We start from the raw sequence: 21,172 nt of genomic DNA, 5'->3' as shown, positions 1-21,172 counted from the left end.
CTTGATACTAATTGCAGAGGGGTAATCGTGCAAGCTTTCGACTACGATCAGGCGTTTTCACGGAACATCGGTTGGGTAACCGACGCCGAACAAGCCCGCTTGCGAAAAGCGCGGGTGGCGATCGCCGGTCTCGGCGGGGTCGGCGGGTTCCATCTTCTGACGCTGGCACGGTTGGGCATCGGAGAGTTCAACATCGCCGATCTCGACATCTTCGAAGCCGCCAACTTCAACCGCCAGGCGGGTGCCGGAATGTCGACCGTCGGCCGGCCCAAGGTCGAGGTTCTCGCGGCCATGGCGCGGGATATCAACCCGCAATGCCGCCTGCAACTTTATGGGGAAGGCGTCAAGGAAAGCAATCTGAGCACCTTCTTCGAGGGCGTTGATCTGTACGTCGACGGCCTCGATTTTTTTGCCTTCGGCGCTCGCGAACAGGTGTTCGGCTATTGCGCCCGGCACGGCATTCCTGCGATCACGGTCGCGCCGCTCGGTATGAGTGCCGCGTTGATGAATTTTCTCCCGGGCGGCATCAGTTTCGAAGACTATTTCCAGGTCGCCGGTCGACCCGAACTCGACAAGGCGATACGCTTTCTCGTCGGTCTGGCGCCTGCCTTGCTCCATCGCCACTATCTGGCAGACCAGACGCGGGTCAACCTGGAGCTTCATAAAGGGCCGTCAACACCGATGGCCTGTATGCTGTGCGCTGGCGTTGCGGCCAGCGAAGCGCTCAAGATTCTGCTCGCCCGGGGCAAAGTGTGGGCCGCTCCGCACGGCATTCAGTTCGACGCCTATCGTAATAGGCTGGTCCACACCTGGCGGCCGGGCGGCAACCGTCACCCGTTCAATCGCCTGGCGATCGCCCTGGCCCGCTACAAGCTTGGAATCGACTGACATGGAACAACCGACCCCGGAGCAGCTCCGTTTCGTCCTTGAAAGCGCCATCCTCGCACCCTCGGCCGACAATCATCACCGGGTCAGATTCACCGTCAGTGGCGATAGCATCGGCGTCCGCCTGGTCGACCGACGCTTGCCGCTCGAGGGGGGATACAAACGTGTCCTGTTGCTGCTGTCGCTGGGTGCACTGGTCGAGAACCTGACGATTGCGGCCAGTCGTTTCGCCATCGCCACGGAAGCGCTCCTGTTGCCCGACCCCGCGCACCCCGATGTGGTTCTGAAAATCCGCCTGCGCCCGCAAGCCGCTGAAGTCGACCCGCTGTGGTCTATGATTCCTCTTCGTCACACCAACCGGGCGCTGATTTTTCGCGGCCCGGCGATGAGCAACGAACAGCGTGCGGAACTTGCCGTTGCCGTCGGCACGCGCCCGGGCAACGAACTGATCTGGTTGGACGAAACCGAATCACGTCGGCAGGTGCTGCGCCTGATGCGCTGTGCTGAAACGGAGCGCTTTCGCAACCCGCTCCTGCACGAGGAACTGTTTTCTGCCATCCGCTTCGACGTCGGCTGGCAAAAATCCTGTACCGAGGGCTTGCCGCCGGGCAGTTTGGGGGTGGAAGCGGCGCTGCGCATATTCTTCGCTGCGCTGCGCCACTGGTCGTTGGCCCGTCTGGCGAATATCTTCGGCGCGCACCACTTGCTCGGCGTTCGCTCCTGCTTCCTGCCTTGTCGGCTGGCGCCACACCTGGGGTTGCTGGCGACCCGGCGGACCGACGATCAGTCAGTCATCAATGCCGGCCGCTCTTTCCAGCGGCTGTGGCTGGTTGTCACGGCGCATGGGCGAGTTCTGCAACCGATGCCGGCCTCGGCCCTCTACGCCTTCCCGGCGGCCAGCGAGGAGGGCATTCCGGCAGCCCTGCAACGCCACCTGGTGGAAGGCTGGAAGAAAGTCCTCGGCGACTCGTTTCCCCTGATGTTGTTCCGCCTCGGCTCGGCGACACAGTCGCCCGTCGTCAGCGGGCGGCGGCCGCTGACCGATTACCTGGAAGGCGCTTGGGGAGTCTAGCTTCTGGCGCGGCTATCTGGCCATGGGGGACAAAATCCATTATGCTGGCCGCTCCAGACATCAACCAAAGATGGAGTTCGAAGGATGACTAACAAAGGGCAACTTCTACAAGACCCCTTTCTGAACACGTTGCGGCGCGAGCGCGTGCCGGTTTCGATCTACCTGGTGAATGGCATCAAGCTGCAGGGTCAAATCGAATCCTTCGATCAGTATGTCGTTTTGCTCAAGAACACGGTTACTCAAATGGTCTACAAGCACGCGATTTCGACGGTCGTACCCGGACGTCCGATCACCATTCAGCAGGACGCCGACAGCGAGGCGTGATGAAACTGGCTCTGAAGTTGCGTTTGAAGCTGCCCTGCCCCTCGGCGAATCGCCGCCTCGGCGTCGAGTGCTACCAAGTCGCGCCGCCGGTGACGTTCTGACTGCCCCCTCCGCTTGCCCCAAATTTTCTCAGACCGTCAGCATGGATGAGCGTCCCTTGAGCGAGGAGCGTGCGGTCATCGTGCAGCTCGACTTCGGTGGCGACAACCTCGACGAACAACTCGAAGAGCTTCGCCTGCTGACCCGCTCGGCCGGTGCCGTGGTATGTGCCGAGGTGCATGGGCGGCGCCATGGCCCCGACGCGGCGACCTTCGCGGGTAAGGGCAAGGTACTCGAAATCGCTGCCGAAGTCGCGGCACACGAAGCCGACCTGGTGATTTTCAATCACGAGCTCAGTGCCGGCCAGGAGCGTAATCTGGCGCGCGCGCTGTCGTGTCGCGTCATCGACCGGACCAGCCTGATCCTCGATATTTTTGCGCAAAGGGCGCAGAGCGCGGAGGGAAAACTGCAGGTGGAACTGGCGCAACTCGAACGCCTCGCGACCCGCCTGGTGCGTGGCTGGACTCACCTGGAGAGGCAGAAGGGTGGCATCGGCCTGCGGGGTCCAGGCGAGACGCAACTGGAAACCGACCGACGTCTGCTCGGGATACGGGTCAGGTTGCTGAAGGAACGACTGGCCAGGCTGGAGCGTCAACGGGGTGTGCAACGCCAGGCGCGAGGCCGCGGCGAGCAGTTGAACGTGTCGCTGGTCGGTTACACCAATGCCGGCAAGTCGACGCTGTTCAATGCCTTGACGCATGCCGGCGTTTTTGCTGCCGATCAGTTGTTTGCCACACTGGATACGACGACGCGCAAGCTGTGGTTGCCGGAAGTCGGTCACGTCGTGCTGTCCGACACCGTCGGCTTCATCCGCGACCTGCCGCACTCGCTGGTCGCCGCTTTCCACGCCACACTCGAAGCGACGGCCGAGGCCGACCTGCTGTTGCATGTCGTCGATTCGGCCAGCCCGGCACGCGACGAACAGGTGGCTGACGTGAACAAGGTGCTGGCCGAAATCGGCGCGGCCGGCGTGCCACAACTGACGGTGCTGAACAAGCTCGATCTGAGCGGATTGCCGCCGGCGGCCGAGCGCGACGAATATGGTAGAATCTTCCGTGTTCGTGTCAGTGCCCGATGCGGCGATGGATTGCCGCTCCTGCGCGACGCTCTCGCCGAAGTGGCCCGCGCGAAAACGGCTGGGCGGCGGCATCAGCCGGCGGTGGCCGGTGCGTCGCCGGCCGGCATGACCATTGATTCAGACGGTTCCCCATGATTTCCAGCCTTGGAGTGTTTATGTCGCTCAATGACCCGCAGTGGGGCAATCGCGGCAACGATGACGGCGGTGGCAAGCGTCCCAATCAGGGGCCGCCCGACCTTGAACAGTTGTGGCGCGATCTCAATCGCCGGTTGTCCGGAATTTTCGATCGCAAGCGTGGCGGTGGTGGCGATCGCGGCGGCGAACGCCCGCCGGTGCCGTTCAATCCTCGGTTTCTCGGCGGCGGTATCGGCTTGCTGCTGGCGGTCGTCGTCCTCGCCTGGATGGCGAGCGGTTTCTATATCGTCGATGCGTCGCAGGTTGGCTTGGTGCTGCAGTTCGGTCGCTACAAGGAGAGTACCGATTCCGGTTTGCGCTGGCGGCTGCCATACCCCATCCAGTCGCATGAACTGGTCAATGTATCGGGTGTGCGTACGCTGGAGATCGGCTATCGCGGCAGCGAGAAGAACAAGGTTCTCAAGGAAGCCTTGATGCTCACCGATGATGAAAACATCATCAACATTCAGTTCGCCGTGCAATATATCCTGAAAGATCCGGTCGACTACGTGTTCACCAACCGGCATGCTGACGATGCGGTCATGCAGGTGGCCGAGACGGCCATCCGTGAGGTGGTCGGCAAGAACAAGATGGACTTCGTGCTCTACGAAGGGCGGGATACCGTCGCCGCCAACGCGTCGAAACTGATGCAGGAGATTCTCGATCGTTACAAGACCGGAATTCTGATTTCGAAAGTGACCATGCAGAACGCACAGCCACCGGAGCAGGTGCAGGCGGCCTTCGACGATGCGGTCAAGGCGTCGCAGGACCGTGAGCGCCAGAAGAACGAGGGCCAGGCCTACGCCAACGACGTCATTCCGAAGGCACGCGGCACGGCAGCGCGCCTGCTCGAAGAAGCCGAGGGTTACAAGAAGCGCGTCATCGCAACGGCCGAAGGTGATGCCAGCCGCTTCCGACAGATCAACACCGAGTATGCGAAGGCGCCGGAAGTCACGCGCAGCCGCATGTATCTCGAGACCATGCAACAGGTTTACTCGAACACATCCAAAGTGCTGGTCGATACCAAGGGGCAGGGCAACCTGCTTTATCTGCCGCTCGACAAGCTGATCCAGGCGGCCGGGGCGATTGCCGCGACGCCCGCGACGGGCGTTTCCACCGAGCCGGCCGTGGCGGCGGCGCGTCCGGCTCCGGCGATTTCGAACGAGGTGCCGCCACAGGTGGTCGAGAAGAGCGAAACGCGTTCACGCGAAACGCTGCGCCAGCGTGATCGGGAGGGGCGTTGATGAAGAGCATCAATGTCGTCGCCGGGGTTTTCGTCGCGCTGCTGGTTCTGCTCGGTGCGACGATTTTCACGGTCGACCAGCGGCAGTACGCCATGGTCTTCCAACTCGGCGAGATTCGTAACGTGATCGAGGAGCCGGGTCTCTATTTCAAGTGGCCGCTGATCCAGAACGTGCGCTATTTCGACAAGCGGATCTTGACTCTCGACAGTGCCGAGCCCGAGCGCTTCCTCACTTCGGAGAAGAAGAACGTTCTTGTGGACTCCTTCACCAAGTGGCGAATCATCGATCCGAAGCTCTACTACCGCTCGGTGGCCGGTGACGAATCACGCGCCAAAACGCGTATAGCGCAGACGGTGAACGCCGGCCTGCGTGAAGAGTTCGGCAAGCGAACCGTGCATGAAGTGGTTTCCGGTGAGCGCAACAAGATCATGGAGCAGATGCGTGAGAAAGCCGATCTGGATGCGCGCAATATCGGCGTCCAGATTGTCGATGTACGGGTGAAGCGCGTCGAACTGCCGAGCGACGTCAGCGAGTCGGTCTATCGGCGGATGGACGCGGAACGCAAGCGTGTCGCCAACGAGTTGCGTTCGCAGGGCGCCGCCGAGGCCGAGAAGATTCGTGCCGACGCCGACAAGCAGCGTGAGGTGATCGTCGCCGAGGCCTATCGTGATGCCCAGAAGATGAAGGGTGAAGGCGATGCCAAGGCCGCTGCCACTTATGCCCAGGCCTTCGAAAGCAACGCCGAGTTCTATGCCTTCTATCGCAGTCTCGAGGCCTATCGCGGTAGCTTCAAGGGAAAGAGCGATGTCATCGTCGTCGAGCCCAGTTCGGATTTTTTCAAGTATATGAAGAGCGTCGGCCGGGGTGGCGACAAAGCCGGCAGATGACCGACAACCTGTTGCTGGCTTTTGCCTTGATGCTGGTGCTAGAAGGCCTGCTGCCCTTCGTTGCTCCGAACGCTTGGCGTGAGACTTTTCGCCGCCTGACCCGCCTTTCCGATGGGCAGATTCGTTTCGTCGGCCTGACCTCGATGCTCGTCGGACTGGTCTTCATCATGCTTTTCAAGTGAACTGGCTGCTACCCGAACACTTGGCCGATGCCTTGCCGCCCGAGGCGGCACAGATCGAGCGCCTACGCCGAAGGCTGCTCGACTTGTTCCAGGTACACGGCTACGAACTGGTTCTGCCGCCGCTGCTCGAACACCTCGATTCACTGCTTACCGGCTCCGGACACGATCTCAAACTACGCACCTTCAAGCTCGTCGACCAACTGTCCGGACGCACGCTAGGCCTGCGCGCCGACATGACGCCGCAGGTCGCCCGCATCGACGCCCATCTGCTCAATCGCCAGGGGGTGACGCGGCTTTGTTACTGTGGCAGCGTCCTGCACACACGGCCGGCGTCGCTGACGGCGAGCCGCGAACCGATCCAGCTTGGTGCCGAACTGTTCGGTCATTCCGGGGTGGCGGCGGACCGCGAGATCATCCGGTTGATGGCCGATTCGCTTTGCGCTGCGGGAGTGGCGCCGGAACGTATCGATCTCGGTCATGTTGGCGTGTTTCGCGCGCTGGCCGATGCGGCCGGTCTCGATAGCGACCTCGAGGCGTTGCTGCTGCAGTTGCTGCAGGCCAAGGACGTGTCTGGCCTGCGCGAGCTTTGCGCTCGGCTGGACGAGCCCTTTGCTTCGGCACTGCTCGGTTTGCCCGACCTCTATGGCGGGGCAGAGACACTCGCCGCCGCCGCCGCTGCGCTGCCGGTCTTACCCGAGATCGGCGTCGCTCTGAACACGTTGCGGCAATTGCAGTCCTCGCTACCTGATCTTCCGCTGTCTTTCGACTTCGCCGACTTGCGCGGCTACCACTATCACAACGGCGTCGTTTTTGCAGCTTATCATTCCGCTTTCCCGAGCGCCATCGCGCTTGGCGGGCGTTACGACGGAGTTGGCAAGACTTTCGGCCGGGCGCGTGCGGCTACCGGTTTTTCGCTCGACCTGCGAGAGCTGGCACGCCTGGCGACCGGCGGAGCATATTTGGCGGCGATTCTGGCACCGCCTTCGGCGGCCGACGCGGCGCTCGCGACATCGATCGCCACCTTGCGCGCGCAAGGCGAGGTGGTCGTCGAGCTTCTGCCGGGCGAAACGGGCAGCGAAGGACCGCTGTGTGACCGGTGGCTGGTACGACGCGACGGGCAATGGGTCATTGAGGCAATCAACCAGGACGGAATACAGGCATGGCTAAGAACGTCGTAATCGTCGGCACCCAGTGGGGCGACGAAGGGAAAGGCAAGATCGTCGACTGGCTCACTGATCATGCCAAAGGCGTTGTTCGCTTTCAGGGCGGTCACAATGCCGGCCATACACTGGTCGTCGGTGAGAAGACTTACAAGCTCAACCTGGTTCCCTCGGGAATCGTCCGCGGCGGCGTCGACTGTTTCATCGGCAATGGCGTCGTTCTCGACATTCATCACCTGATCAGCGAGATACAGGTTCTCGAGTCGGGCGGCATCGACGTGCGGGCGCGGCTCAAGATCAGCCCGGGCTGCCCGATTATCCTTCCCTACCACTCGGCGCTCGACCACGCGCGCGAGGCGGCGCGTTGTGCCGACCTCAGGATAGGTACCACGGGCAAGGGCATCGGCCCAGCCTACGAAGACAAGGTGGCACGCCGCGCCCTGCGGGTCTATGACCTCTTCCATGCCGATCGCTTCGCCGACCGGCTGCGGGAGAATCTCGACTATCACAACTTTGTTCTGACCCGCTACTTGGGCGCGCCAGCGGTCGATTTCGACGTCGTGCTGGGGCAGGCGATGGCCGACGCCGAACACGTCAGACCGCTCGTCACCGACGTTTCGGCGGCCTTGCACGCACTCAACAAGGCCGGTCACAACGTCCTGTTCGAAGGAGCACAGGGGGCCCTGCTGGACATCGATCACGGTACCTATCCCTTCGTCACGTCGTCGAATTGCGTTGCCGGTCAGGCCGCGGCCGGTTCAGGGGTCGGTCCGGGGATGCTCCATTACGTTCTCGGAATCACCAAGGCCTACTGTACGCGCGTCGGTGGTGGCCCGTTCCCGAGCGAGCTGGATATCGAAAGCCAAGGTCTGCCGGGCTGTCAAATGTCGCAAAAGGGGCGTGAATTCGGTACGGTCACCGGACGTAAGCGTCGTTGCGGTTGGCTCGACGTCGCCGCTCTCAAACGTTCGATCCAGATCAACGGCGTTACCGGGCTGTGCATCACGAAACTGGATGTCCTCGATGGTTTGCCCGAGCTGAAAATCTGCACCGGCTATCGGTTCGACGGCCGAGTCGTCGACATGTTGCCGATGGGCGCCGATGAAGTCGCCGCGTGCGAACCCGTATTCGAGACCGTTGCCGGTTGGTCGGAGTCGACCGTCGGGGTGAGCACGATGGCGGCGCTACCGGCGGCGGCACAGGCTTACCTGGCACGCGTCGAGGATCTGTGCGAGATCCCGATCGACATCGTGTCAACCGGGCCCGAGCGCCGCGAGACGATCGTTCGCCGTCATCCGCTGGAGTGATCTGGCGGGCGCGTGACCGTTCGTCGGCAACGCTCGGCTCGTGTCAATGGCGGCTGGAATCGGGGCAGGTTGTTCCATAGCGGGAGAAGGCCATGGGTATTCTCGACTGGTTCAAGAACAGGCCGGCGCAGTTCGATCCGAACCGCGTATCGGCTGAGTTGGTCCGCGGCGCCACCGAGAAAGCGATCGCGCTCACCAATCCGCGCCTGCAACTGCTGCCCTCGTGTCACTCGCGCCTGGCGCCCGCTGTCGAGACGACGATCGAGTTCCTGCGCGCCATGATCGAAGCGCTGCCAGGTGCGCGACCGTTGTCCACCGCTACCTGGCCCACCGATCCCGCCTTGCGGGCGTTTTTCGTTGCGCCGGCCGACATTCCCGCCGCGCTTGGCCGTTCGGACAATCTGCGCACCCTGTTCGACAAGTTTCCCGAACTTGACGAGGCGTGTCTGGTGCTTGGCATGGCGTTCAGCGAGCAGAAGGTCTTCGGAATGGCGCTGCAAGGGGAGATGGTTCAGCGTGACGTCATCCAGACCAGCGTCAGCTTCTCGGATCACCGGGCGCACATCTGCGGCCGCGACGAGGCGAGGCTGCGCCGTATCGTCGGCGTCGAGGTGTTCGACTATCTCCTCGGTCGGGCCTTGGCCGAGATCGGCGAAGATCGTGCCGAACGACAGGAACTCGAAGCCAAACGCTCGCTCATCCGGGCACGCCTGCGCTTGCTGCAACAGCAGGGTCCGGGGCTGGGTTCGATGTTTGGCTCGCCTCCCGCGGCACGCAGCGAACAGGCCAGGCTCGAAGCCGAACTGCTCGAAAACGAACGGCAGCTCGAAGCCGTTGGCGACACGCAATCGGCGCTGGCGATGGAACTTGAGTGCTTGCGCGAGGTTCTCGCCAATCCCGAGCGCTACCTGCGGATCAGCTACCGGCGCTTGCGTCTGAACGCGATGAATATCGTGCTCGACGCGCAGAGTGGCGACGCCGCGGCGGAAGTCGATTTTTCGGTTGCTCAATTGACCGGCCCGCCGCCGGTGCAGCGCGCCTTTATGCTGGCGCGTGTCGCGCGCACCGAGCTGCCCGCCGCACAGGGGATCGATTTTGCCGATGCGGCGCGCTATTTGTGACGGCCCGAGCAGCCGGGCGCGCGGGAAAAGCGTATGCTTTCGGTCGGCGGTCTCGTCGCGCCGCTCAGACAGTCAACACCCACCATGATCGACCTACGCGTCGACGCTATCTTCAGGAGAATCTGGCATGAATCGAGAGGAAGTCCGTGACCAACTGCTGGCGCCGGTCCTGCAGTGGACCAAGCTGGGAAGGCAGATCAACCAAGCGGTGCTGGACTCGGCCGAAGTCGTGGCGCAGCGCAGTTCCGGGCTGCTGCGCGGCAACAAGGACGGCAGTGGGCGCGACTGGAAGGAAGTGGCTCGGATGACGCGCGAGAAGGTGGCCGTGCCGCTCGAAGGAATCGGCGCCATGGTCAAGGTTTTGCCGGGCGAAACCACCAGATTCTGGGTGCGTACCGGCGAAGTCGTCGCGGCGTCCGCCAGTAGCGTCGTGTCGCTGGCCGGCAGTCGCAGTGTCGAGGATTTGCGCATGCGCGGAGCGCGGTTTGGCGAGACGCTGGTCGACGGCGCGCTGGTCTGGTATCAGCTTTTCGGCAGCGCGGCGACGCTCACCGCGGCGGCCGTCTCGCCGTTCGTCCGCCAGGTAAGGGATAACGCCGAACGGCTTGGCCAGCGCTGATTCCCGTTGGCACGCACCCCGCCAAACGGCGGCGTGTGGCGGGACCCACGAAGAAGGCGTGCCACTCGATCTGAAAAGATGGCGATCTCCGACTGGCCAGAGGACGAGCGGCCGCGCGAGCGGTTGCTGACTCAGGGCGCCGCGGCATTGTCGGATGCCGAGTTGCTGGCCATCTTCCTGCGCGTCGGCAGCCGGGGCCGTAGCGCAGTAGACTTGGCGCGCGATTTGATCGCTCGCTTTGGTGGTCTGACGCGACTGTTTGCGGCCGGTCAGGCGGAGTTTTCCGCCGTGCCTGGAATGGGGCCAGCGAAGTATGCTCAACTGCAAGCCGTCGTCGAACTCGCACGGCGGGCGCTGGCCGAAGACCTGAAACGGGGCATCGCCCTGGTTTCTCCTGCTGCCGTGCGCGACTACCTGCGGCTGCGGCTCGCCGGCCTCCCGCACGAGGTGTTCGTCGCTCTCTGGCTAGACGCGCAGAACCGCCTGATCGCCGCCGAAGAGCTTTTTCGCGGCACACTGACGCAAACCAGCGTCTATCCACGTGAGGTCGTCAAACAGGCGCTCTACCACAACGCGGCAGCCGTGGTGCTGGCGCACAACCACCCGTCGGGAGTCGCCGAACCATCGCGTGCGGACGAACTGCTGACGGCTGAACTCAAGCAGGTACTGGCTTTGGTCGATGTCCGGGTGGTCGACCATTTCATCGTCGCCGCCCAGTCGTCGCCGCTGTCTTTCGCCGAGCGCGGCTTGCTGTAGCCCGATGCCGGTGAGAGCGGGCGGTAAAGGGCTTGAAATGGACGCGTCGCATAGGCTAGAATCACCGGCTTTCTTCCCAAAACAAATTGGAGCGACAATCATGGCGCGTGTTTGCCAGGTGACGGGCAAAGGCCCGATGGCGGGGAACAATGTCTCCCACGCCAACAATAGAACGAAGCGCCGCTTCCTTCCGAATTTGCAATATCGCCGCTTCTGGATCGAGGGCGAAAACCGCTGGGTGCGCCTGCGGGTATCGAACGCCGGTCTACGCACGATCGACAAGAACGGGATCGACACGGTGCTCGCCGAGTTGCGCGCACGCGGTGAGATCTGAGGAGAACAGCCATGCGTGACAAGATCAAGCTCGAATCCACGGCGGGCACGGGACACTTCTACACCACGACCAAGAACAAGAAGACCATGCCGGCCAAGATGGAAATCAAGAAGTACGACCCGAAAGCCCGCAAGCATGTGATCTACAAGGAGATCAAGCTGCGCTAGAAACGCTCCCGGTGGTCTGGAGGACAAAAAAGCCGCGGTACACGCCGCGGCTTTTTGGCGCTCGCATTCCGGGTCGCGCTCCGGAGTCAAAGTCGATCGATCACTGTGCGGCGTTCACCAGGCGGCGGGCGCGTACGCCTTTTGCCAGCAGGTCGAGCACCTGCAGCGAATCCTCCCACCCCAGGCAGGCATCGGTGACGCTCTTCCCATACTCCAGTGGCTGTCCCGGTATCAGGTCCTGACGTCCTTCGACGAGGTGCGATTCGATCATTACGCCGATGATCCGTTCCTCGCCTGCGGCGAGCTGGCTGGCCGTGTCCCTGGCGACCTCGATTTGTTGTTTGAAGCGCTTGTTACTGTTGGCGTGCGAGGCGTCGATCATCAGGCGGGCCGCGAGGCCGGCGGCGGCGATTTCCCGGCACGCCGCGTCGACCTGTAGTGCATCGTAGTTCGGCTGGGTTCCGCCGCGCAGTATCACGTGACAGTCTTCGTTGCCGGCGGTCGACACGATTGCCGAATGGCCCGCCTTGGTGACCGACAGGAAGTGATGCGGCGATTGCGCGGCGCGGATCGCATCGATCGCGATGCGGATGTTGCCATCGGTTCCGTTCTTGAAGCCGACCGGGCAGGACAGCCCGGAAGCCAGCTCGCGGTGAACTTGCGATTCGGTGGTGCGCGCCCCGATCGCCCCCCAGGCGATCAGATCGGCCGTGTATTGCGGGGTGATCGTGTCGAGAAACTCGGTCGCGCAGGCCAGGCCCAGGTCGTTGATTTCGAGCAGCAGTCCACGCGCCAGACGCAGCCCTTCATTGATCCGGAAGCTGTTGTCGAGGCGTGGGTCATTGATCAGCCCCTTCCAACCGACCGTGGTGCGTGGCTTTTCGAAATACACACGCATGACGATCAGCAGATCGTCCTCGAAACGGGAGGCTTCCTTGCGCAGCCTGCCGGCGTACTCGACAGCCGAATCGACGTCGTGGATCGAGCAGGGGCCGATCACGACCAGCAGGCGCGTGTCGGCGCCATGCAGGATGCGGTGAATGTGTTGACGTGTGTTGTAGGTCGTCAGTGCGGCGCGGACACCGACCGGAAATTCCCGGAAGACATGTGCCGGCGGGACCAGCTCCTTGATCTCGCGAATGCGTACGTCGTCGGTGTTCGGTTTGCTCTGCAGGGTCATGGGACTTTCTCCGGGGCTGCCGCCCGGGTTCGACGGCGGGCTCGATTCTAATGGAAAGACGGCGCCGATGGTGCGCCGCAGTATCGGGCGATCGGCCCGGACGGGCGGGCACAGCGGTCGACGGAGTTGATCGTGCGGCGGCGATCACCGGCCCCCCGGCCCGGCGCCTCGGCCGCCCGATCATCGGCCGGGGGTTTGGTGGCTCTGTTGCGCGTCCGCTCAGCCTGTCGGGTTGAGCGTCCGGCCAAGCTCGCGGTCGGCGTGCCGGGCCGCGATGCGGACGAATTCCTCCTGGCAGGCGAAGAAGGCGTCGACGACATCCGGGTCGAAATGACTGCCGCGTCCGTCGTGGATGATCCGCAGCGCCTTTTCGAGGGTGAATGCACCCTTGTAGATGCGCGGATTGACCAGCGCATCGAACACATCGGCCAGCGCCATCAGGCGCGCCGCAATCGGGATCGCGTCGCCCGCCAGCCCCTCGGGGTAGCCGGAGCCATCCCATTTCTCGTGATGATAGTGCGCAATGTCTTTCGCCATGCTCAGGAACTCGATCGATTTCTCGGCTTCGCTCTCGGCTTGCCGGAGGGCTTCGTAACCGAGACGACTGTGGGTTTTCATGATCGTCCATTCGTCCGCTGTCAGGCGGCCCGGTTTGAGCAGGATTTCGTCCTTGATGCCGATCTTGCCGATATCGTGCAAGGGGGCCGACTTGACGAAGATCTCGATGTTGTGCGGCGTCAGAAAGCCGGCGAAACGAGGATGCGAGCGCAGCGCGATGGCCAGCGTGCGTACGTAGCCTTGCGTGCGTCGCAGGTGGTTGCCGGTCTCCGGATCGCGAATCTCGGCCAGGCGGGCGAGCGCGCGAATGCTGATATCCTGGATCTGGTCGATTTCTTCGCTCAGGCTGCGGTTGTCGGCGAGCAGGCGATCGCGTGCCGCTTTCAGCTCGAGATGTGTGTTGACGCGTGCGTTGACGATGGCCGGCCGGATCGGCTTGGTGATGTAGTCCATCGCCCCCAGCGCCAGACCGTGCTCCTCCTCTTCTCCGCGCTCGAGAGCGGTGATGAAGATCACCGGAATGTCGGCCGTCTCGGGGTTGGCCTGCAAGTGCCGGATGACTTCGTAGCCGTCCATGCCCGGCATGATCACGTCGAGCAGAATGAGATCCGGTCGCGGTGGGCTGACCGCCGCCTGCAAGGCTCGCCGCCCCGAATCGACGGCGCGGACGCGATGCGCCGGACTGAGCAGACTGTTCAGAATCGCCAGATTTTCACGTGTATCGTCGACGATCAGAATGGTTGCCATGAGCATCCTGCGCGGGGAAGTACTGTCGGCGTGCTCAGAAAATTACCCTTTCCATTGCCAAAGGCTATCGACGACCTCGATCCCGATGCCAGTTGGTCCTGGCGCCGGTCCGTCGCTCCCCGGCAGCGTCCGGGCGACCTTCCGCTGCGCCGCTCCAGCGCGCTCACGCAGGCACCTGCGGGCCGTCGCCGGTGGCCGGGTCGATGGCTTTCAGTTCGATATTGGCCTCGCTGGTCTCGCCGGCCTGAACGCTTACCGTCGCGCTGCCCTGCCAAGTGCCCGCGTTGGCCTTGACCACAACGAGGTGGCTGCCGGGGTTGAGCGCGCTGAGCAGGACGCTGCCGCTATCGGTCCGCCGGACAAGGCGGTTGTCGAGATAGATTTCGGCCGGTCCGCTGATCGCCGTCGCCGAATGGATGCCGACCACCAGGTTGCCCGGACGACGCTCGGCCTTGTCCTTGTCGATCGCCGCCTGCAGCTCGGCCAGTTGCTCCTTGAACTGTGCGATCCAGGCCTGGAACTCCTGCTCGACGAGATCGCCGACCTCTTGCTGGAAAGCGGTCAGCAGCCCGATGGCGGCCGCCTGCTGCTCGTCGCTCGGCTGGGTCCCGCTCACCTTGATACGCCACAGTCGCCACGACAACTGAAACTTCTCCAGCGATCGCTGCAAGGCCATCTGCGCCGTCATGTAGCGCATCCATGACGACGAAAAGCCGAAGTAGCGGTCGAAAAGCATCGACGCGGCAGCCAGGGCGATCAGAATGTAGCCCCACTGGGTGGCATTGGCGAGCGCTGGCTTACCGTTCCCGGCGTCGCCGAACAGGTAGGCGCCGCCAACCAGCGGTGCCAGACCGCCGAGGATGCCGAACAGGATGGCCAGAAAGCGCAGCAGCCGGGACAGCCGACGCGGCCAGATCTTGTTGCGCAGATACCAGTCGGCGGCCTCCACGGCCCGCTTCTCGAGGTCGGCGGCGAGCATCTGCAAGGCCTCGCAGTCGCCTTGTTGCTCGTTGCCCGACTCCTGGTCGAAGGCCTCGCGCGGTCTGATGTCGCGGGAAGAGGCTGGCGGCAGCGTACTCATGGCGTATCCTCCTGGCGAAAGGGTGTCTGATGGGGCGACCCGGCGGTGCGGCCGGCGTTTTCCGTGCCTTGTCCACCGCGTCGGGCATTCCTGCCGCCTGTCGCCGCGATGTCGCTGACCGACCCTGATCGTCTCGACTGCCTCGATTATGCGACAAGGCGAGCCTCAAGCGTAGCCAGATGATCGATCGGCCGGTAGTTTGCCGCCGGAAGTCGTCCGTCAGCGGCGCTCGAACGCCAACGGATGCCGCAGGCGGCGTCCGGGTGTGGGATGATGCGCGCTGCCGCGTGTCGGTCGATCGACGCGCGGCGCCGTTGCGCTCGCCGGTCGGGCGCGCGGTCGCTGCAAAACGTGAGAAGTGGACCAATGCCCCGCCGTTCGCTCGTCCTCGTCGTCTGTCTCGCCGCCATGCTGGCCGTCCTGCTCGGCGGCTGGCTGGTTCGCGCGCCCAGCGTGGCGGCGTTTCGCCTGCAAGCCGCGCCGCTGGTGCGCAGCCTGCAGTTTTCGGCGCGCGTCGCGACGCTGTCGCGTGTGGACGTCGGCAGCACGCTGACCGGCCGCATCCTCGAAGTGGCGGTCGAACAGGGCGCGCAGCTCAGGCGGGGCGACGTCCTGGCCCGTCTGGAAACCGACGAACTGCGCGCCGCGCTGGCGCAGGCGCAGGCCGGCGAGCGCCAGGCCGCCGCCCGCCTGGCCGGCCTGCGCAGCACCGGGCGGCGCGCGGCGCAGGCCGCCGTGGCGCAGGCCGATTCGGTACTGGCCGCCGCGCAGGCCGACTGGCAACGGACGCAATCGCTGGTCGCCAAGGGATTCCTCAGCGTCGCGCGCCTCGACGAAGCGCGGCGCGCCACCGAGGTGGCGCGGGCGCAGCAGGTGGCGGCCCAGGCGCAGCAGGCGGCCAACGCCGAGCAGGGGAGCGACCTCGTCCAGGCCGAGGCGCAGCTCGCACTGGCCACCGCCGCTACCGCGGCGGCGCGGGCCCGCTTGGCGCAGGCGGTGCTGACCGCGCCGGCCGACGCCCGGGTGCTGGCGCGTCTCGTCGAGCCCGGCCAGATCGTGCAGCCCGGACGGGCGCTCTTCAGCCTGGCGCTGGCCGGCCCGCGGCAACTGGTGGCGCAGGTCGACGAGCGCTATCTCGAACAACTGCAGGTCGGCCAGCCGGCCAGCGTGCTGGCCGATGCCTTTCCGGACCGGCGTTTCGCGGCGCGCGTGCTGTCGATCTCGCCGCTGGTCGATGCCCAGCGCGGCGCGATCGAGGTCAAGTTCTCGCTGTTGCCCGACGCGCCGGCCTTTCTGCGGGAAGATATGACGCTTTCGGTGGAAGTCGAGACGGCGCGCCGCGATTCCGCGCTGGTGGTGCCGGTGGACGCGCTGCACGGTGATCCGGCGGCAGACAGCGCCGTCGTCCTGGTCGAACGCGACGGCCGTGTCGAAGCGCGGACGGTGCGCCTCGGTCTGCGCACGCTCGATGCCGTCGAAGTGCTCGAAGGTTTGCGCGCCGGCGACACGGTCCTGCGTGCCGGGTCAGGCGGCACGCTCGCGGCGGGCAGTCGCGTGCGCCCCGTGATCGCCGCCGAGAGCGCCCCGCCGCTCGCCGTCCCGCCCGGTTTGCGCAAAGGCGCGCACGAAGACGCCGGCGCCGCGATGAGCCAGGCGATGGGCCGCTGAGTTTGCCGTCGATGCTCGACTGGCTCGCTTTCGAACGCCGCGTCGCCATCCGCTTCCTGCGCGAAGGGCGCATGCAGACGGTGCTGATCATCGTCGGCGTCGCCGCCGGCGTGGCGGTCGTCGCCTACATCTCGGCGCTGATTACGGGCCTGCAACGCAACACCCTGGAGAAGACGCTGGGCGCCCAGGCGCACGTCACGCTGAGCGCGCGCGACGACGTGGTGCTTCCGGCGCGCGTCCCGGACGCCGACAGCACGGCACTGGTGCACACGCAGCCGCGCGTCCAGCGACCGCGCAGCATCGCCAACTGGCAAGCGCTCGTTCCCGTCCTCGAAGCGATGCCGGCGGTGGCCGCCGTTTCGCCGATGGTTTCCGGCGCCGGTCTGGCGCAACGCGGCGAAGCGTCGAAATCGATCGCGCTGATGGGTGTCGACCTCGAGCGCTACGATCGCATCGTGCATCTGCGGACCAAGGTCGTGCAGGGCGAGGCACGCCTCGGGCCGGGCGAGGGGATCATCGGCCGCGAACTCGCCGACGACCTCGGCGTTCGCGTCGGCGACCGCATCGCTATCGTCACCGGTACGATCGGCGATTCCTTGCGCGTCACCGCGCTGGTCGACCTCGGGGTGCGCGAACTCAACCGGCGTACCGTCATCGTGCCGCTACGTGCGGCGCAGAGTCTGGTCGGCCTGCCCGGCGGCGCGAGCGGGCTGGATCTGGCGCTGTTCGATGTCTGGGCCGCACAGCGCCTCGCCGCCGACCTCGCGCGGCAATTTCCGTACAAGGTCGAGATCTGGCAGGAGGCGAATTCGCAACTGGTTTCGGCGCTCAACGCACAATCAGTCAGCACGGCGCTGATCCGCGGTGTCGTGATGGTCGTCGTGGCACTCGGCATCGCCAGCGTGCTGGTCGTTTCGGTGGTCCAGAAGCAACGCGAGATCGGCATCCTGCGCGCCATCGGCGCAACGCAGGGACAGATGCGGCGCGTCTTCCTGCTGCAGGGAGCGATCGTCGGCGCGCTCGGCTCGGCGCTCGGCGTTCTGCTCGCCGTCGGGTTGATCAAGGCGTTCACGACCTTCGTGCGCGGCAGCGACGGCCTGCCGCTCTTTGCCATCACGCTGGCTCCCGGCCTGGCGCTGAGCATCGCCGGAATCGCCACCCTGTGCGGCGTCCTGGCTGCCGTCGCACCGGCGCGGCGCGCCGCGGCGCTCGATCCGGCGCAAGCGATCCGGCTGTGAGGCGGCGGACATGAGGTCGCCACTCGTGGTGCGAAGCGGCACCCCGGCGGCGGCCGGCGCCGATGCGGGGGGCGCGCCATGACCGCCACCCGTCCGCCGCTGATCGAACTCGCCGGCGTCGGCAAGCGCTACAACGTCGGCCTGCCGAACGAAACCGAGGTGCTGCACGGCGTCTCCTTCGCCGTCGAGCGCGGCGAGTTCGTCGCGCTGATCGGCCCCTCGGGGTCGGGCAAGAGCACGCTGCTCAACATCGTCGGCCTGCTCGAACGGCTGACGGCCGGCAGCTACCGCATCGAGGGCGCCGAGGCCGGCCGGCTCGACGATGCCGGGCTGACCTTGCGGCGGCGCGCCGTGTTCGGTTTCGTCTTCCAGTTCCACCACCTGCTGCCGGCCTTCTCGGCGCTCGAAAACGTGACCCTGCCGGCGCTCATGCGCGAGGCGCGCGTCAGCGCCGCACAGCACGAGCGGGCGCGCGCCATGCTGACCGCCGTCGGTCTCGGTCAGGACATGCACAAGCGTCCTGGCGAACTGTCCGGTGGCATGCAGCAGCGCGTGGCGATCGCCCGCGCGCTGGTCCTCGAACCACCGCTGGTGCTGGCTGACGAGCCGACCGGCAACCTCGACCGCGCGTCTTCCGACGAAGTCTTTTCCCTGATGCGGCAAATGCACGCCGACCTGAACACCTCTTTCCTGATCGTCACCCACGACCCCCGCCTCGCCGCTCGCTGCGACCGGGTGATCGAACTGGTCGACGGCCGCATCGAGAGCGACCGGCGCGGAGGCGGGACGGCGTAGGAGCCGCGCGTCGCCGCCGGGGACGCCGGCCAGCCGGCGTCCGGTCGAGCGCCGGCTGGCCCAGGCGCGTGGCGTGTGCGCCGGTCGGACGGCGCGTCCGGCGTTCATACCGCTTCCGCTGGCCGCCGGCGAGACGATTCGCCGGCCCGTGGCCGGCTAGCGCTCCCTGATGAGGTAAACGCCGTCGAAGCGCACATTCGCGCCACCGCAATGGCCGTTGTCGGCCACCACCAGATAGCGGCCGACCTGCGTCAGCTCCGCGGCGCAGTCGTCGGCGCCGCTGCCTGCCATGAAGCGCGCACGGCGTCCCTGCCACGCCAGTTCGCCGGTCATTTCTCCAGTATGCACCACACGGACCCCGGCCCCGACAGGTGCGCCAAGCCAGCTGGCGCTGCCGTCGATCGTCAGGCGTCCCTGGCGGCCGGCAATCCGGATCCGGCCATCGTTCGGCGAATAGCGCCAGACGCCGATCCAGTCCGCGGCGCGCAGCGCTCCGCCCGGCGGGCGAAACTGCAGATCGCTCGCTTTCAGCCAGCCGACCGTCTCGTGTTTCTTGCCCACGAACCAGGCACAGGCCCAATTCCCGACCACCTTGCCGACCAGCACCTCGTCGCCGGCAAGCAGATACGCGCGTTGCCGGCAGCTTTCGCTGTCGTCTGGACAAGGAGCGTCGTCGCGATAGAAGGTGAAGCGCTGCTGGGCCGCACCCAGCAGCGTCGCCACCTGCAGCGATTGCTGCTCGGCAGCGAACAGGCCGTTGCGGCAGACGGTGGCTGCTTGCTCGTTCGCCGCGGCCGACAGCGGCAGGCAGAAGGCGGCGATGCAGAACCAAGGCCAGCGGCAAACCGAGGGGGCTGGCCGGCGCGCCGGCGCGCCACGATGCCGCGTCATGAGCGAGCGAAGCCGTGCGCTCGACGATTCTCCCGAAAACTTCCCGTTCATCGGCATCCTCCTTTCTGTACGAGGCAAGCGCTGCCCTCGTCGACCCACCTGCTGGCCATCACGCGCAGAGATCAGGTCGGGGGGTATCCGCGTGCGCCGCGTCAGCTACACGCCTCGCGATCGACCGTGCGGCGCGCTTCGAGCTGGCAGACGACCTGGCCGTCGAAGGCGCAGGTCCAGCCGCGAGTCTCCGGCCGGCAGCGCCAGCCGCGCGCGTCCGGCGTCGCGCCAAGCAGCTTGTGCGTCGGACTCTTCTCGTAGACCGCGCAGAGCGCGTCGGCCTGGCGCTGCACGTCGGCCGCGCTGCGCTCGCGCGCCGCCGCTTCGCTTCCCGCCGGCGACAGCGCTGGCGGGACGACCAAGGGCAACGCGTCGTCGCTCCGCTGCCAGCGTTCGTCCGCCACGTTGCGACACGCGGCCAGCGCCGCTTGTGCCGCCGCGGCGAAAGCCCCGGCCGGGTGGTCGCGCAGATACGCACGATAGCCGTCGCCGCGGCCGCTGTCCTTCACCGCCTGCCGGGCCGCTGCCCACGCCTCTTCGTCGGCCCGCGCCGGTACGCCGCCGACGCCGGTCGCGCGACACGCCTCGCGCAGCGCAGCGGCGCGGCAGATCGCCGGCGTCCAGCCGGCGAGGGGGATGATCAGACCGATCAGCGATACGGCGGCGAGCAGCGTCGCCGCCGCGCGCCAGGGCCGATAAGGACTCCCCGGCGGCACCGGCGGCGGGCGTGACCGCCCGTCGGCGATCGCGCGCAGCGTAGCGACGAAATTCCGCCAGCACGCGGCGTCGGTCGCGCCGTTCCACGCCGTCAGGTCGAGCGCCTGCACTTCGCCGAAACCGAAGGGCGGCGCCACAGCGTCGAGGCGCACCGGCAGCAGAACGCCGCGCGTCTTGGCGCGCTCCGCCTCCTCGCGCACGTAAGCCCCGTCGGGTCCGGTCGACGCGTGCGTCCAGCAGACGACGACACAGCGCGCCGCGTCGAGCTGCTCGGCGATCCTCTGGCGCCAGGGCTCGCCGCCGCCGATGTCCTGGTCCCACCACACCGACACGCCCGCGGCACGCAAGGCGCTGACCAAGGGCTCGACGCGCGGCCGATCTTCGCGCTTGTAGCTGACGAAGCAGTCGCTCATCGCTCGCTGGCCGCGCGCCGCTGCGCCTCTTCGACAAACGCTTGATCGACCGGCGACAGAACGCCACGCGCCTGCAGGGCAAGCCAGGCGTCGGCGACCTCCCGCCAAGTGACGCCGCCACCGATCCTGGCGAGCCGCCAGAGCGACACGGCCACGTCGCGCTGCGCTTGCGCCGACGCCGGGTTCGCGGCCGCCAGCCGGCGGCGCATCTGCAGGCTCTCGTCGAAGCTGCGCCGGGCGGCGGCGAGGTCGCCGGCCGCTTGCTGTACGTCGCCGAGCCTGTCCAGGCTGACCGAGACGTCGCGCTGCGCTTGTGCCGACGCCGGGTTCGCGGCCGCCAGCCGGCGGGCGATCCGCAGGCTCTCGTCGAAGCTGCGCCGGGCGGCGGCGAGGTCGCCGGCCGCTTGCTGCACGGCGCCGAGCT

At 65.8% G+C, this 21,172-nt stretch carries 23 protein-coding genes; 17 read left to right on the top strand and 6 right to left on the bottom strand.

Annotated features, from left to right (window positions below; genetic code table 11):
• Positions 1–24 precede the first annotated feature (24 nt).
• The 14 genes from Q1M07_RS14015 (at position 25) to rpmG (ending at position 11,409) form a co-directional block, all read left to right on the top strand.
• Complete coding sequence (locus tag Q1M07_RS14015; RefSeq protein WP_300454639.1) at positions 25–888, top strand: ThiF family adenylyltransferase; 864 nt, start codon at positions 25–27, stop codon at positions 886–888.
• A 1-nt stretch (position 889) separates the two neighbouring features.
• Positions 890–1,957: a hypothetical protein gene (locus Q1M07_RS14010; RefSeq protein WP_300454534.1), complete on the top strand. Its 1,068-nt coding sequence runs from the start codon at positions 890–892 to the stop codon at positions 1,955–1,957.
• An 84-nt stretch (positions 1,958–2,041) separates the two neighbouring features.
• On the top strand, positions 2,042–2,281 hold the full coding sequence (gene hfq / locus Q1M07_RS14005) for an RNA chaperone Hfq (RefSeq protein WP_300454533.1): 240 nt from the start codon (positions 2,042–2,044) through the stop codon (positions 2,279–2,281).
• Positions 2,282–2,423: 142 nt separating this feature from the next.
• Positions 2,424–3,593 carry a GTPase HflX gene (gene hflX, locus Q1M07_RS14000; RefSeq protein WP_300454532.1) on the top strand — a complete coding sequence of 390 codons (1,170 nt, stop codon included), beginning with the start codon at positions 2,424–2,426 and terminating at the stop codon, positions 3,591–3,593.
• Between the two features lie 20 nt (positions 3,594–3,613).
• Positions 3,614–4,876, top strand: a complete 1,263-nt coding sequence (gene hflK, locus Q1M07_RS13995; RefSeq protein ID WP_300454531.1) for an FtsH protease activity modulator HflK — start codon at positions 3,614–3,616, stop codon at positions 4,874–4,876.
• Entirely contained in the window at positions 4,873–5,763 is an 891-nt protein-coding gene (gene hflC, locus Q1M07_RS13990; RefSeq protein ID WP_300454530.1) for a protease modulator HflC, read from the top strand. Before hflK ends, hflC begins: the two co-directional genes overlap by 4 nt.
• Entirely contained in the window at positions 5,760–5,945 is a 186-nt protein-coding gene (locus Q1M07_RS13985) for a DUF2065 domain-containing protein (RefSeq protein ID WP_300454529.1), read from the top strand. The genes hflC and Q1M07_RS13985 overlap by 4 nt, the downstream gene beginning before the upstream one ends.
• A complete protein-coding gene (locus Q1M07_RS13980; protein WP_300454528.1) occupies positions 5,942–7,123 on the top strand; it encodes an ATP phosphoribosyltransferase regulatory subunit in 1,182 nt (393 codons plus the stop codon). The genes Q1M07_RS13985 and Q1M07_RS13980 overlap by 4 nt, the downstream gene beginning before the upstream one ends.
• Complete coding sequence (locus Q1M07_RS13975) at positions 7,105–8,412, top strand: adenylosuccinate synthase (RefSeq protein WP_300454527.1); 1,308 nt, start codon at positions 7,105–7,107, stop codon at positions 8,410–8,412. Before Q1M07_RS13980 ends, Q1M07_RS13975 begins: the two co-directional genes overlap by 19 nt.
• Before the next feature lie 92 nt (positions 8,413–8,504).
• Positions 8,505–9,533 (top strand): hypothetical protein, encoded by a 1,029-nt coding sequence (locus tag Q1M07_RS13970; protein ID WP_300454526.1) that lies wholly within the window; start codon positions 8,505–8,507, stop codon positions 9,531–9,533.
• A 127-nt stretch (positions 9,534–9,660) separates the two neighbouring features.
• Positions 9,661–10,152 carry a hypothetical protein gene (locus tag Q1M07_RS13965; RefSeq protein ID WP_300454525.1) on the top strand — a complete coding sequence of 164 codons (492 nt, stop codon included), beginning with the start codon at positions 9,661–9,663 and terminating at the stop codon, positions 10,150–10,152.
• 78 nt (positions 10,153–10,230) lie between these two features.
• Positions 10,231–10,908: a DNA repair protein RadC gene (radC, locus tag Q1M07_RS13960; protein WP_300454524.1), complete on the top strand. Its 678-nt coding sequence runs from the start codon at positions 10,231–10,233 to the stop codon at positions 10,906–10,908.
• Between the two features lie 100 nt (positions 10,909–11,008).
• Positions 11,009–11,242, top strand: coding sequence for a 50S ribosomal protein L28 (rpmB, locus tag Q1M07_RS13955; RefSeq protein ID WP_300454523.1), 234 nt, complete (start codon positions 11,009–11,011; stop codon positions 11,240–11,242).
• Between the two features lie 11 nt (positions 11,243–11,253).
• On the top strand, positions 11,254–11,409 hold the full coding sequence (gene rpmG, locus Q1M07_RS13950) for a 50S ribosomal protein L33 (RefSeq protein ID WP_300454522.1): 156 nt from the start codon (positions 11,254–11,256) through the stop codon (positions 11,407–11,409).
• Between the two features lie 100 nt (positions 11,410–11,509).
• On the opposite strand, the gene aroG is transcribed toward rpmG, so the two are convergent.
• The 3 genes from aroG to Q1M07_RS13935 all read right to left on the bottom strand — a co-directional run bounded on the left by aroG (position 11,510) and on the right by Q1M07_RS13935 (position 14,975).
• Positions 11,510–12,589 (bottom strand): 3-deoxy-7-phosphoheptulonate synthase AroG, encoded by a 1,080-nt coding sequence (aroG, locus tag Q1M07_RS13945; protein ID WP_300454521.1) that lies wholly within the window; start codon positions 12,587–12,589, stop codon positions 11,510–11,512.
• A 219-nt stretch (positions 12,590–12,808) separates the two neighbouring features.
• The gene (locus Q1M07_RS13940; RefSeq protein WP_300454520.1) at positions 12,809–13,894 is read right to left on the bottom strand and encodes an HD domain-containing phosphohydrolase; all 1,086 of its coding nucleotides are present in this window, start codon (positions 13,892–13,894) and stop codon (positions 12,809–12,811) included.
• A gap of 163 nt (positions 13,895–14,057) precedes the next feature.
• Positions 14,058–14,975: an SLATT domain-containing protein gene (locus Q1M07_RS13935; RefSeq protein WP_300454519.1), complete on the bottom strand. Its 918-nt coding sequence runs from the start codon at positions 14,973–14,975 to the stop codon at positions 14,058–14,060.
• A gap of 366 nt (positions 14,976–15,341) precedes the next feature.
• On the opposite strand from Q1M07_RS13935, the gene Q1M07_RS13930 reads away from it, so the two are divergent.
• From Q1M07_RS13930 to Q1M07_RS13920, 3 genes are all read left to right on the top strand, one after another.
• Positions 15,342–16,643, top strand: a complete 1,302-nt coding sequence (locus tag Q1M07_RS13930; protein ID WP_300454518.1) for an efflux RND transporter periplasmic adaptor subunit — start codon at positions 15,342–15,344, stop codon at positions 16,641–16,643.
• An 11-nt stretch (positions 16,644–16,654) separates the two neighbouring features.
• Positions 16,655–17,881 carry an FtsX-like permease family protein gene (locus Q1M07_RS13925; protein ID WP_300454517.1) on the top strand — a complete coding sequence of 409 codons (1,227 nt, stop codon included), beginning with the start codon at positions 16,655–16,657 and terminating at the stop codon, positions 17,879–17,881.
• Positions 17,882–17,959: 78 nt separating this feature from the next.
• Positions 17,960–18,676: an ABC transporter ATP-binding protein gene (locus Q1M07_RS13920; protein WP_300454516.1), complete on the top strand. Its 717-nt coding sequence runs from the start codon at positions 17,960–17,962 to the stop codon at positions 18,674–18,676.
• Positions 18,677–18,832: 156 nt separating this feature from the next.
• Here Q1M07_RS13920 and Q1M07_RS13915 read toward each other — a convergent pair whose 3' ends face one another.
• The 3 genes from Q1M07_RS13915 to Q1M07_RS13905 form a co-directional block, all read right to left on the bottom strand.
• Positions 18,833–19,618, bottom strand: coding sequence for a hypothetical protein (locus Q1M07_RS13915; protein ID WP_300454515.1), 786 nt, complete (start codon positions 19,616–19,618; stop codon positions 18,833–18,835).
• Positions 19,619–19,719: 101 nt separating this feature from the next.
• Positions 19,720–20,748 carry a toll/interleukin-1 receptor domain-containing protein gene (locus Q1M07_RS13910; RefSeq protein WP_300454514.1) on the bottom strand — a complete coding sequence of 343 codons (1,029 nt, stop codon included), beginning with the start codon at positions 20,746–20,748 and terminating at the stop codon, positions 19,720–19,722.
• The coding region (locus Q1M07_RS13905) for a tetratricopeptide repeat protein (RefSeq protein ID WP_300454513.1) at positions 20,745–21,172 on the bottom strand (428 nt) is incomplete at its 5' end. The genes Q1M07_RS13905 and Q1M07_RS13910, both read right to left, overlap by 4 nt.

This window comes from Accumulibacter sp., assembly GCF_029255285.1.
Lineage (GTDB): Bacteria > Pseudomonadota > Gammaproteobacteria > Burkholderiales > Rhodocyclaceae > Accumulibacter.
The sequence above is the reverse complement of the archived record's forward strand: the minus strand, read 5'-3'. Positions and strand labels throughout refer to the sequence as shown.